Origin of the sequence: Priestia filamentosa (genome assembly GCF_900177535.1) — a bacterium.
GTDB lineage: Bacteria > Bacillota > Bacilli > Bacillales > Bacillaceae_H > Bacillus_I > Bacillus_I filamentosa.
In genome coordinates, this window is the sequence record NZ_FXAJ01000002.1 from 628,554 (window position 1) to 640,719 (window position 12,166).

Genomic DNA, 12,166 nt, shown 5'->3' on the forward strand with positions numbered 1-12,166 from the left:
ACTTAGAGGCTCCTTTTCTATTTATTATATTTTAGGATGGGGATGGCGCGGACATCCAAATAGGTAACAATCAGTTTGAAAAGAAGGAGTGAAGTCAAGCTCGGGAAAAACAAGGGAAGCAACATTTTGCATCATATTTTCAAATTCTTTAAGGTGCTTCAATTCGCCTTTTATATATTCTTTACGATCTTCTTCTGACCAGCTTTCATCCCTATCTTCCTTAGCATCTCTAATGTCTTGTTTTTTCCCCATAATGAGGTTCTGTAATAATTCCTGAGCACGAGGCATATCGTTCATTTGAAAGAGAGCGTACATAAATCCACTAATCCGATGAAGATCTTTAAAATAGACATTCTAACCGTCCTCATACTAAGTGACAGCTTCCTTTAATTTTAGTTTGTATTCAAAAGATGGCTCCTTTTTTAGAAAATATAAAGATATTTGAAGGAATAAGAAGAAAAGGTCAGAAGTTATGACTAAGACCTTTTTTAGTTTATCACGCTTAGGGGGGATGAAAAGGAATTTACTTGCACGATAGGAGGAACAGAAAAGACCCCTGCACTATATCATAAAGAGGTTGAGAGAAATATGTTAAAATAAGAACACTCCTAATTTTTATAAAACGCAGGGATGATGTTCAAAAAACGAGAGGAGGGATGAGAGAAGTATATTTTCATACAGACTCTTCTCTACATGGTTATATGAAAAATATTTCGTTAATTTTTGTTTTTGGGCTTTTTGCTCTTTCATTTGTTTTATTTCTTCTCACAGGTCTTCAATACATTCTGAGCCTTTTTCTCAACGTGCACTACACGCATCAATATAGTTCGCTTTTTTTATCTTTGCACGTTTGTCTTGGATTCCTAATTCTTGTGCCTGTGGACGTTATTTTAGAAGATGTTATGAGACACTTTCAAGGAAACAACAAAAAGAGGGTTATTTTATCTCATATTTTTCAGTTTCTTTTATTTTTTCTTTATATGAAAACAATGGTAGTTTTTATGAACATTGCGACCTTTGATTCTATTGTTTCAGAAGTCTTGCTCTATACCATTATGTACGCTATATTCTTTGCGCTTGAACTTATAGGTGATAGGGTGAAAAAGGAAGATGAACAAAGATTTCACCTTCACAAATAACAGGAGAGAACAGCGTTTACTCTGGTACATAGAGAAAATAATAAAAGAAATTGAACTGTTTCCTGTACAAAAATAGCCCGCGACCATTTGGTCGCGGGCTATTTTATTTATTTAGATGACACTTTTTCTTTTGTTAAATCATGGTGAAGCGCAGGATCTGGAATATTTGGATTTGGAACTTGTCCCTGTGGTTGAGGATTTTCGACATGAACATACTTTCCAGTTCCATCTGGGGCTGTTCCTTGTGCCCATGGACCTTCTTTTGAAGCTGTTCCTTCTGAGAGATCCCAGAACTTATATGCTTCTTCTTGAGCTTCTTTTTCAGCTTCAGGTGGGAATGAAGAAGGAACAACAACGCCATTCTTTTCTTCTAATTCATTGATAGCTTCCATCCACTGATACTGATGATAACGGTCGCGAGCAAGCATTTTACGGAACACTTTGCGTACCCCTTCATCTTTTGTCATATGATATAAACGCGCTACTTGAAGTCTTCCTTGACTTTCCGCATGTAAATTTGAACGCATATCTGCTAAAAGGTTGCCGCTTGCTACAATATAGTTTCCGTTCCATGGTACTCCTTGAGAATTTGATGGCAAACCGCCTAATCCACTTACAAGTAGATGTTGAGGATTAATTCCACCCATAATAGCTGCTGTTGCTGGATCTTTAGCTGCTTCTGCTTGATCTTCTGGGGAAGCTCCATCTAAAAGCTGACTAATAAGAGAACAAAGCATTTCAACATGACCAATCTCTTCTGTACCAATATCCATTAACATATCTTTATACTTTTCATTTCCCCGACAGTTAAACCCTTGAAAGAGATATTGCATCATAACTGTCATTTCTCCAAATTGTCCGCCTAAAACTTCTTGTACTTGTTTTGCTAGCATTGGGTCTGGCTTATCCACTTTTACTTCGAACTGTAACTCTTTTTGATGACGAAACATAACACAAATTCCTCCTCTAGTTTAATAGAATGTCCCTTTTCATCTACCCTGATTTTCTTTCCTTTAATCACTTTATTATCCAATCGTGAACATTGAATAGGTTATTTTTTTTATAAATCTTTGTGAGGCCCCGTATTGTTTAACTTTCATAATTAGGGGGAACAAAAACTATAAAAGATGACAAGTAAAGGAGAGATAACAATGCCTTATCAATCGCTAGAGGAGCTTCCAAAAGGAGTCAGAAACAACGTGCCAAAACACGGACAAGAAATTTTTAAAGAAGCCTTTAATTCAGCTGAAAAAGAATATAAGAAAGAGGAAACAGCGTTCAAAGTAGCTTGGAGTGCAGTTGAAGAGAAGTATAAAAAATCAGACGATGGAAAATGGGTAGAAAAATAACATGAGCATGGGAAAGGCGATGAGCTCCCTGATCAAGTAACATTATAAATGTAAAAAAAGAGAAGACAACATCTGTCTTCTCTTTTTTGTTTACGTTTGAGTGGGTAACTAAGATGATTATAAAAGTAAGAGGATGAAAATGTAGAAAAAAAGCGGCTATTTATAATCGTTGGAATTGCGCTAATGATAACAAGAGGCGTAACAATTGTAGATAACACCTTTAGGACAAAGATAGAAGTTGGAGAACTTTTAGAGTGTTTCGATAGTTCGAGAGTAAGGCGGTAAAACCTCGCATAAAAGTATAGAAAGTAAAAAATACGCTTTTATGCGAGGTTGTTTAAATAAACAAGATAAAAAGCACAGCAATAAGGATACTTTGAACAAGATGAACAATCCGCACCTTTATTTTATTTTCTTTTTTGCGTAAGAGGAAAAGGTTTAATGAAAACCCTGTTACACTAACAACTAAAAAAGCAATAATGAACGTTAGCATAAAATCATACGTCATCATGTCAACTCCTTGTTAGGCTATGTTGATTTTAAGCGTTCTTCATATCCTATTATCGGAGCTTGTCGAACATGATAAACAACGTGAACTTAAAAACCCCCATCTTCACATAAAGAAGAGGGGGAGTGAAGGTCACTTTGTTTTTTTGAAAAGTTTATAAATTCTCACCGCGCTTGCTACAGCAATCAAAATACTTAAAATAATAAAAGCTAATCCATTATCTGTATTTTGGTAGTTCACGATATTTGCAACTGTCAGCAGCACAGCAAATACAAAAATAATGATATTAAAAATGATAATAAACTTGTTATAATTTTGTGGAGAAGCCATGTTATAGTTCCTTTCTAATTAACCTTACCCCTATGTTACCGCAAGAACGAGAACTTTTAAACTAAATTGGTAATTTATCTAGTTTACATAATAATATTCTAGTGAACAGAAATTATATTTTTGTTTACTAAATAAGAGTTGTCCGCTTGTAAAAAAACAAGTGCTATTTGATTGTAGTCTCATGTAATTTCCCATTTGCTTACTAGTGTATTTTAAAATGAAGGGGAAGGGTCTTCGTTTTAAAGATGCCATTATAACGAATGCAACGATTGAGAAAATCGTCCAATAGCATCTCTTATTTTTTCCTTTCGCAGTCGTGCAAATGTGAATCTAACGTAGCCGTCCCCCATTCCATATATGCTTCCTGGCATATATAAAAGCTTGTTTTTTATCGTTTGTTCTACAAGCTGTTTATCGCTTACTTTTTTGTTTAACTTTCCTAAAATATGAAGACCTCCCATTGGGATGGAAAAGGTTATTTCATCTCCCAATACATCTTTCAAAGCCTGTATCATCTCATCCCGTCGCTCTTTTAATTCTCGAATAAGATGGTGTTGATGAATAAGGAAAGAAGAGGATTGTAAAAGTTCATTTGCGATAGTTTGCGGAAACACACTTAGCCCGAAATCCATTTGTTGTTTTGCTTCTCCAAGCCGCTGAATAACAGCTTCAGGTCCTGTTATCCAACCGATTCGTAAGCTTGAAGCGGCTACTTTAGAGAGGGAACCAATATACAAAACATTTCCGTTTGTATCATATGATTTAATTGGTTTATGATGATGTTCTTCGAATGAAAGAGAACTAAATGGATCATCTTCCACAACTGGAATGCCAAGAGACTCAGCTATTTCTAAAATATGCTTCCTCCGTTTTTTATTTAAGACCGTTCCAGTTGGGTTTTGATAGGTTGGATTGAGAAAAATCATACGGATGTTTTTCTCCTTGTAGAGCTTTTGGGCATCTCTTGGAATAATGCCATTCTCGTCAACAGGAAGTCCAAAAATTCTTAAACCTGCTGATTGGAATAAAGGAAGCGAGTAAAGATAGGAAGGAGCTTCAATTGCTATGGCATCGCCAGGGCTTAGCAAACATTGGGTAATAAGATAGAGAGCCTGCTGGGCGCCTGATGTAATTAAAATCGACGAAGGTGAAGCTTTAATCCGATACGCTTCTTTCAGGTGAGAAGAGAGCGTTTTTCTTAGCGGCAAGAATCCTTGTTGATGAACATAGCTTAAGTCTTCTGGGAAAGGGCAAGTTTTTAGACAATGTTGTAAAAGTTCTGTTGGAAACAAATCTTTTGAAAGTTCGCCACTTGCTAAATCAAAGTCAATATCTCCTTCACTCGCCATCTCGCGGATCCTTTGCACAAGAGGATAGGAAGTCCGAAAAGACCCACCTTCAACATAGCGACGCCAGTTTGTTTCGTTTTTCGAAAATACGCCCCAGTTTGTTGAACTAACAATCGTCCCGCTTCCACGTTTTCGTTCCAAAAATCCTCGGGCAGAAAGCTCATCATAGGCATGTACAACAGTCATTCGGTTCACTTCAAGTTTTTCGGCTAATTTTCGTTCCGGGAGAAGACGTGTCCCAGGTGGATATTCACCATAGGATATTTTTCGTTCAAGCTCATCTACAATTTGTTGATATAAAGGGGTTCTGCTTGTTTTATCTAGTTTCCATTCCATATAAAGGCTCCTTATTTTTTCTTGATTATAGTTTTAGAAATTGGATTAGTCAACAATAATCCAATTGGATGCATACAAAATGATCGCTCTCTTTTAAAATAACCGTAAAAGAAAGGAAGCGATAAATATGGAAAAAGTGAGAGTAGCAGTTGTACAAGCGGCTTCTGTTATTATGGATAGAAAAGAAAGTATTAAAAAAGCCGTATCTTTAACAAAAGAAGCAGGAGAAAAATCGGCAAAAATCGTTGTGTTTCCAGAAGCATTTATCCCTGCTTATCCAAGGGGCTTAACGTTCGGAGCAACGGTTGGCAGTCGTTCTGAAGAGGGAAGAAAAGATTTTTTACGCTACTTGGAAAACGCGATTGTTGTTCCAAGTGAAGAAACGCATATTCTTGGTGAAGCAGCTAAAAAAGCGGGAGTTTACTTAATTATTGGCGTTATTGAACGAGAAGGAGATGGAAGCAGAAGCACGCTTTATTGCTCCGTTTTATTTTTTGGACCTGATGGTAAGCTTCTTGGCAAGCATCGTAAGCTAAAGCCAACAGGTTCGGAGCGTCTAATATGGGGAGAAGGAGATGGAAGCACGCTCCCTGTTTTCCATACTCCTTATGGAAGAATAGGAACGCTTATCTGCTGGGAAAATTACATGCCGCTTGCTCGTGCTGCAATGTATGCAAAAGGGGTAGATCTTTATATTGCTCCAACGGCAGATGCAAGAGAGGTATGGCAATCTACAATTCGTCATATTGCAGTTGAAGGGCGATGCTTTGTACTTTCATGTAATCAATATGTAAATAAAGAGATGTATCCAAAAGATTTAGCATGCTTTTCTGATTTGGAATCTTCCCCCAATGAAATGTGCCGAGGGGGAAGTGCGATTGTAGGACCTCTTGGAGACTATATAAAAGAGCCTGTATGGGGAAGAGAAGAAATAATGATAGCCGATCTGAATTTAAAGGAAATTGCGGCAAGTCGCTTTGATTTTGATGTTGTTGGCCACTATGCAAGACCAGATGTGTTTCATCTTACAGTAAATGAAACAAAGAGAGAGCAAGTAACGTGGGAAAATAAAAAAGAAGAGAATAGATAGAAAAGCAGCGTAAAGCTGCTTTTTTTCGGTGAAGGAGTTATAACTTTTTGTAGTGCCGAATGGTTTTATACATATCTAGGTTTTTAAGTTTTCGAAACCCTTTGGTACCTGGACGGGAATTTACTTCAATAATGAAAATGCGCCCTTTTTGATCAATACCAACGTCAAGTCCCCAAATCCGTTGATGAAGAGAAATATCTCCGAGTTTTACTGCTGTTTTAAGGGCAATAGAGTCTAAATCTTGAAGAAGTTTAGTGATATTGAGATGACCAAGCCCTGACTTTTCAATAGCTTCTTCGATCGCCAATACATCGGCATCTGTTGCAAGGTTTGTTGTGAAATAACCAAGACTTGCAACTTTCGCATACTTACCAGTCACAACCCACTCCGAGTGCTCGTTTCGTTGGACAATGATACGCAAATCAAGTGGGCGTCCCTCAATCGTTGCAAGATCAATGTATTGTTGAACAAGATAAGTTTGATTATCTATCATAGACTGTAAAAATGTAAAAGCTTCTTTTTTTGTGAGGAATTGCTTATTTTCGTTTCGGTATTGAATAAGATAAGAAAGTGGTTGAACAGAAACTTTAATAACCCCTGACCCTAATCTTCCAAAAACAGGCTTTAAAATAATTGTTTTATGCTCATCAAGCATATTCCATAAAACTTCTTCACTGTTCATGACGTGTGTTTGAGGTAAAACATGTTGAAGAGACTCATCACTTTTTAAGACAGTATAAACATTTTGTTTTTGCTCTTTGATATAAAGGGGCTTTGAATTTGCTTTTGTGACCCAAAGCTTCTTTTGCTCATCAATTCCGATGCTTATTTCCCACATGGAATATGTCCGAGCTTTCCTTTCAAGTTTTTTTACTACTTTTAAAATGTTCTCATCAAGAGAGGTAAGGGTTTCAAGCGGAAGATTTAAGAGGGAAAATGTTTCTTTTACGGTTAAAATATCTGTTTCTTGCCCTGATATACTTTTTACTTTTACATATTTTTCTGTTATATCCCAATTGCCTTCTGGTTGTTTTTTAACTTTTACTTTTAAAGAAAAAGGACGTTTTTTTAATTGAAGGAAGGGGATATGCTGTTGAATGATATAAGAGGTCTTGATTTTAGAAGTTAAGAAAGTGAATAGGCTTTCTTTATCGACGAAAAGGAAAGACCCTTCAGGAGTAAGAACTTTGTAAGAACCTTTCTCATCTTTTAGAACTTGAAAAGTAGGTGAACTATGATTAGAAGTGGGTTTCATTAAAATATTTTCATAGTTACTTAAAAATCGAAAAAACGCTTCCTTTTTGTTAAATTTAATACTTTCTGGAAATGAGATTCCTAAGGAAAGAGCAAAATGATTACGTTTTCCGTTAAAATGAACAACTTTCTTTTTTCTATTAGTTTTGAATGATTTACTAGACATCGTACTCCTCTTTTCTCCATAAGCTAGTATTACTATATGAAAAAAAACGATATTCGTATGGGTTATGATGGAGAAATTGAAGTTTCTTAACGAAAACAGAAAGGTTTTTTATAAGGAGAAAGCCTTCTTTTCGGGGGACAAACGTCTCCTTACTCTTCGTTATGTAAAAATAAGGAAGTTTATGATAGAGGGTTTTTTAAATGTTTACGAGATAGCCTGACTTCATTGAACACCTCCTTTTGTAATGTCATATATTACAAAAGAAAAGAGGAGGTTGAATATGAAGCAGAAAATCAAAAGAAAAGAACATCCTTATGTGAAAAAACAACCCTTTAAAGTAGGGGAAGATGTTAAGACATTCAGACGTGAGCCAGAAGAAGTAGAAGATTGTTCAAAAGACATAGTAGGAATTATTCAGAATGTAGGGATAGATTTTGTTGAATTAATAAGACGTGATCATACCATAATTAGTATTCCAATGAATCGAATTGAAAACGTGGAGTGGTTAGAAAAAAAGGTATTTTCCCGTTTCGATGACTGTGATAAAGTAGACACTTGCCCACATTGTAATCAAAAAGAGTGTAAGTGCATTGAGAAAAAAGTGCTTAATCCCCGTCCATGTAATTGTAGACATAAATCCCACTGTAATTGTCAGAAAAATTTTATAAGATTTCAAGACTGTGTGATTCCTTTCTGCGACAAAAGGGTTGAATTACGACTAGGTGGCTTAACAGATAATCTGAAGTTTGAATTATACCGTCATAAAGGAAGCAAAGTGAAACTACACGTTCTGTAACTTAAAAAGGAATCCATTGTTGGATTCCTTTTTAAGTTGTTATTCTATTGAAGGAGTTAACACTTTAATGAAGCTATTTCTGGTTGTTTCATCTTAATGTAGCATATTTTTTCAAAGTCTATCCCTTGTTTTTTTCTTGAGGTTTCAATTAATAAAGATCGTTCTGTCACTTTTACTAAAGTCCCTCGGATTTCTTTATTATCAAATATTTTCACACGAAGATTGCAGTCTATAAAACTTTTTAACAAAAAAGAAAGTTGCAAAGGAAAGAACAGTTTTAAAAGAAAAGGACTTTTAGGAACAATTTGACCGAAATTAAACGTAATTTCTCTTCTGAGACACGGATCAATATTTAACAATGGTTGATCTTCATTAAATACTTCTTCTTGTTCTTTTTGTATCATCCATCTAATTTTTGTAAAAGGAATCCATACTGTTTCATCATCCATTGTGTATAAAATAATGAAGTCTATTCCGTTATAGATGAATTTTCCATGAACTTTTTCATCGTGGTTTTCACATGTTAACATTCCTTCAGGCTCTATGTCTTCTTCCCTACAACTTATCGTAACTTCAACCATCTGTCCTTTTAACTTATTTAAGTTCTGTAAAAGAACATCTTCTTCCCCTACTTCTTCAGCTTCCTGCTGAAGTCCAAGCGTTAGCAGTAATTCATTTGCCTCTTCTATACATGCATCGATTTCTGCTAATTGCTCAGGTGGAAAAGAACTTGTTGCTGAAGGGAATTGGGGCTGTATAATCCGTTCCGGACATGTATCGGGAAGACAAAAATCATCTTCTGTTCCTCCAGGTTCACAATCAAAGCATTCTTCTTCTCTCTCTATTTTAGGCACTACATCATGTTTTCTTCTAAGATTTATAGGTTTGGAATACCGAATAATAAACACCCTCTCCTTAGTTCATACACCTAATATATGGTGAATAGGTGAATCTGGTTGGGCGAATATCCCATAGCGACCCGGATTATCATAAAAATGTCTATAAGGAAGAGAAGGAACTTCCATGGAGTTTTCCTTTTGTTTTAGGTGAATACTGTTATAATCTTCAATCCGAAATGGAAAACATTGAAGAATAAGGCAAGCCTCATATTCATAATTGTTTATAGAGTTTACTTCAGCACTTTCACTTTTCCTCAGTAGGGAATAAAGGAGAGACAGAGGGAACTCAACATAAAGAGGGAAAGAATGATGCACATTGTTGGGGTGATATACTTGCTGATTCAAAACCTTGGTTTTTTGCTTTGTGTCAATCTTCTTTTAACAGGTTCTGCTTATCTTTTCCTTTTTAAAGTTCGAAAACTTATTGGGTTTCAGTTAGGAATGAATATTTCAAATTTAGCTGGAGGCTTCTTTGCTATTGTGACAGGCATCATTTTGATTTATCAATTTCCCTTACATTTTGTTCCGATAACAATAATCACAACTGTTATCGGAATGGTTGTCGGAGCACTTTTTGGAGGATTATTTGATTATCAAACGTTATTAACAGGAATGATTAACGGATTAATGATGGGGGTTATGGCCCCGATGGTTGGTGCAGCTTCTCAAAACAATCTCCTTTTTTTAGTTTTTATTGAACTCGTCTTTATATGTAGTCTTTTATTGCTCCTCTTTTCTGCCAAACGCACATAGCTTAAAGGAGGGAGTGAAACTATGGGTTTCTTTCTTTATGGAGTGCTTATTCTGAATTGTTTAATTGGTGCTTTCGTTTATATCATGATGCATAAGAAAAGAAAAATATTTAGTGATCGATATGGAATGATTATGGCGATGTGTGCGAGTGGAGTGTTGAGCTTGGCATTAGCAATGATCATTGAATTTTTGAATAAAAATGATTCCATCGTTCTTTCTATTCTTGTTCTTGTAATAAGCGGGACGCTTGGAATTATGTTTGGAGCTCTTGTGAAATTTCAATCTTTGCTTTCAGGATTTTTTCAAGGGACTGTAGGAGGCATAATGGGAACAATGTTTGGAGCTGTTGTGAAAAACCCTTCCTTATGTAATTTACCTTCTGAATCTCCATATACTGTTGAACAAAGTATAGTGATGTTTAGTTTATTTAGCACCGTTCTCGTCATTGTTACAGCAAGTCTACTTCTTTACTCATTTAGAGTGTGATACTCACGTCAGGAGAGGAGTTTAAATGGAAGATAAAAAAATTCGGTTAGATGAATATAGAAAGAAACTGTTAGAAAAACGAGAAAACGAAGAGCTGAAAAACGATATTATCAACGAGTTCAACACTCAAAATGGAAAAGGATTAACATCGCCAACAACGTCGACGACGACGGAAGAAACACGGTTATTAATGGAGTATATCGATAGAGCAAACTTATTTAATATTTCTAAGCAAAACGAAAAACGCGGAGAAATATTAAAATACCGCAAGTTTTTTAAATCCAAAAGAAATCAACAAGTTGAGATTTATTTCAAATGTGGAACTCAATCTCTTTACACAGAAGGTAAAGTGAGTACAGTTGGGCGGGATTTTGTAATGCTTACAAATCTAAAGGAAAGAAAATGGATTCCTTACACTATTATTGAATCTGCTAACATTCCATTCGGCATCCCAAACTACTCTAACACCCATCAACATTATATTTTTGATAATAATTTACGAAATAAATTACTGTATGAATTTGGGGAAACCATTTCGAAACGGGATATTTTAAGACAACAATTTTTTGAAGAAACGCTTCAAACGAATTTAAATTCTTGGCAGGAAACATGGGTGACAGTGCATCTTAGTGAGAATGTAAGAAAAATAGGTAAAATTTCAAGTTCCGAAAATCAGCAGCTCACCCTTACTTTTTTTAAAGAAAAAGAGTGTATTAATTTAAAAGATGTCAAATACGTTAACACAATAAGGCTTACTAGTTTATTCTCGCATGTATTCAAACGTTTCTCACATAAGGAAGGCAACTAGTAAGAAAGTAAAGGAGGACTTTTCATGTCATCAAATAAAAAGGAACAGGGAAAGAAAAAGAGCGAGTATAAAGAACAGGAAAAGTATCGTTTTGACGAAAAGAAAGCAGAAAGAAAGGTAGATAAAAAAGTAGATAAGGTAGAGAGAGAAGAGAAGATAGAAAAGGTAGACAAGGTAGAAAGAAAAGAGCGACGAGTTTTAGAAGCTCCTATACGTGTTAATATCGAAAATTTAGAAGATCCATTATTTGATGAACTACAGGGATTAATTGGAGAATCCATTTTAGTTATCACAGAATCAGATCAGCTGAATTTATTCGGGCAAGCATTTCGACCGATCTTTTGTGGCACTATCTTTAGCGTTGAGCAAGGAAATATAACATTATTTCCTGTTACAATTAAGATGGTAACTGCTCCATTTTTTCAGTTTCCAACACCGTTAAGTATTCCTTTAGAGAAAATTGCTCAATTTACACCTAATTTTGATTGTGACGCAAGAATACCGCTTACATAAGCGCAGGGGAAAATAACAGGGGGGAGTTATCAGATGAAGCAGCATGAAAAAAGGGAAAAAGCGATGGATGAGAGAGCGATGGACGAGAGAGTGACAGAGGTACAGTTACCTTCAAACAATGAAATTCACGATGAAGCACTTATCCAAGAATTTGAGAGAGGAATCGGAAGTCAAGTATTTATATTAACGCCTTCTTTCCCATTTGTCTTCATTGGAGAGATAACGGCAGTAGTAGGAGATAACGTTGCAGTAGATGTTCAAACCACCACAATTGGAGAGTTAGAAAATCGAATTTGGTCGATTCATATTCACCAAATTGAAGTCTTTTATATTGAACAAGAAGGATTGCCGCAAATTCCAGAATTAAGAGACGACATGTAAAAGGGGAAG

At 35.6% G+C, this 12,166-nt stretch carries 16 protein-coding genes; 9 read left to right on the forward strand and 7 right to left on the reverse strand.

Annotated features, from left to right (window positions below):
- Window positions 1-24 precede the first annotated feature (24 nt).
- On the reverse strand, window positions 25-315 hold the full coding sequence (locus B9N79_RS10130; protein ID WP_046217298.1) for a hypothetical protein: 291 nt from the start codon (window positions 313-315) through the stop codon (window positions 25-27).
- 341 nt (window positions 316-656) lie between these two features.
- Here B9N79_RS10130 and B9N79_RS10135 point away from each other — a divergent pair, with 341 nt between their 5' ends.
- A complete protein-coding gene (locus B9N79_RS10135; RefSeq protein ID WP_046217299.1) occupies window positions 657-1,139 on the forward strand; it encodes a hypothetical protein in 483 nt (160 codons plus the stop codon).
- A 107-nt stretch (window positions 1,140-1,246) separates the two neighbouring features.
- On the opposite strand, the gene B9N79_RS10140 is transcribed toward B9N79_RS10135, so the two are convergent.
- Window positions 1,247-2,089: a manganese catalase gene (locus B9N79_RS10140; RefSeq protein ID WP_019394359.1), complete on the reverse strand. Its 843-nt coding sequence runs from the start codon at window positions 2,087-2,089 to the stop codon at window positions 1,247-1,249.
- A 201-nt stretch (window positions 2,090-2,290) separates the two neighbouring features.
- Here B9N79_RS10140 and B9N79_RS10145 point away from each other — a divergent pair, with 201 nt between their 5' ends.
- A complete protein-coding gene (locus B9N79_RS10145; protein WP_019394358.1) occupies window positions 2,291-2,488 on the forward strand; it encodes a ChaB family protein in 198 nt (65 codons plus the stop codon).
- 337 nt (window positions 2,489-2,825) lie between these two features.
- Here the strand turns inward: B9N79_RS10145 and B9N79_RS26080 are convergent, their stop codons facing one another.
- From B9N79_RS26080 to pdxR, 3 genes are all read right to left on the reverse strand, one after another.
- Window positions 2,826-2,996 carry a hypothetical protein gene (locus B9N79_RS26080; protein ID WP_019394357.1) on the reverse strand — a complete coding sequence of 57 codons (171 nt, stop codon included), beginning with the start codon at window positions 2,994-2,996 and terminating at the stop codon, window positions 2,826-2,828.
- Window positions 2,997-3,128: 132 nt separating this feature from the next.
- Window positions 3,129-3,326, reverse strand: coding sequence for a hypothetical protein (locus B9N79_RS10150; protein ID WP_019394356.1), 198 nt, complete (start codon window positions 3,324-3,326; stop codon window positions 3,129-3,131).
- 251 nt (window positions 3,327-3,577) lie between these two features.
- The gene (gene pdxR / locus B9N79_RS10155; RefSeq protein WP_085118213.1) at window positions 3,578-5,011 is read right to left on the reverse strand and encodes a MocR-like pyridoxine biosynthesis transcription factor PdxR; all 1,434 of its coding nucleotides are present in this window, start codon (window positions 5,009-5,011) and stop codon (window positions 3,578-3,580) included.
- Window positions 5,012-5,138: 127 nt separating this feature from the next.
- Between pdxR and B9N79_RS10160 the strand changes: the two genes are divergently transcribed.
- On the forward strand, window positions 5,139-6,101 hold the full coding sequence (locus tag B9N79_RS10160; protein ID WP_046217301.1) for a carbon-nitrogen hydrolase family protein: 963 nt from the start codon (window positions 5,139-5,141) through the stop codon (window positions 6,099-6,101).
- 37 nt (window positions 6,102-6,138) lie between these two features.
- Here the strand turns inward: B9N79_RS10160 and B9N79_RS10165 are convergent, their stop codons facing one another.
- Window positions 6,139-7,521 (reverse strand): YheC/YheD family protein, encoded by a 1,383-nt coding sequence (locus B9N79_RS10165; RefSeq protein WP_048896792.1) that lies wholly within the window; start codon window positions 7,519-7,521, stop codon window positions 6,139-6,141.
- Window positions 7,522-7,801: 280 nt separating this feature from the next.
- Between B9N79_RS10165 and B9N79_RS10170 the strand changes: the two genes are divergently transcribed.
- Complete coding sequence (locus B9N79_RS10170) at window positions 7,802-8,317, forward strand: hypothetical protein (protein ID WP_046217302.1); 516 nt, start codon at window positions 7,802-7,804, stop codon at window positions 8,315-8,317.
- A 56-nt stretch (window positions 8,318-8,373) separates the two neighbouring features.
- Here the strand turns inward: B9N79_RS10170 and B9N79_RS10175 are convergent, their stop codons facing one another.
- Window positions 8,374-9,171: a hypothetical protein gene (locus tag B9N79_RS10175; protein ID WP_123796573.1), complete on the reverse strand. Its 798-nt coding sequence runs from the start codon at window positions 9,169-9,171 to the stop codon at window positions 8,374-8,376.
- Window positions 9,172-9,522: 351 nt separating this feature from the next.
- Between B9N79_RS10175 and B9N79_RS10180 the strand changes: the two genes are divergently transcribed.
- From B9N79_RS10180 to B9N79_RS10200, 5 genes are read left to right on the forward strand one after another with little or no spacing between them, the layout of a single operon-like run.
- Window positions 9,523-9,969 (forward strand): hypothetical protein, encoded by a 447-nt coding sequence (locus B9N79_RS10180; protein ID WP_046217304.1) that lies wholly within the window; start codon window positions 9,523-9,525, stop codon window positions 9,967-9,969.
- Window positions 9,970-9,990: 21 nt separating this feature from the next.
- Window positions 9,991-10,455: a hypothetical protein gene (locus B9N79_RS10185; protein ID WP_046217305.1), complete on the forward strand. Its 465-nt coding sequence runs from the start codon at window positions 9,991-9,993 to the stop codon at window positions 10,453-10,455.
- Between the two features lie 25 nt (window positions 10,456-10,480).
- Entirely contained in the window at window positions 10,481-11,263 is a 783-nt protein-coding gene (locus B9N79_RS10190; protein ID WP_046217306.1) for a hypothetical protein, read from the forward strand.
- A gap of 24 nt (window positions 11,264-11,287) precedes the next feature.
- Window positions 11,288-11,776: a hypothetical protein gene (locus B9N79_RS26885; RefSeq protein ID WP_082864727.1), complete on the forward strand. Its 489-nt coding sequence runs from the start codon at window positions 11,288-11,290 to the stop codon at window positions 11,774-11,776.
- Between the two features lie 33 nt (window positions 11,777-11,809).
- Window positions 11,810-12,157, forward strand: a complete 348-nt coding sequence (locus tag B9N79_RS10200; RefSeq protein WP_082864728.1) for a hypothetical protein — start codon at window positions 11,810-11,812, stop codon at window positions 12,155-12,157.
- The last annotated feature ends 9 nt before the right edge of the window (window positions 12,158-12,166 follow it).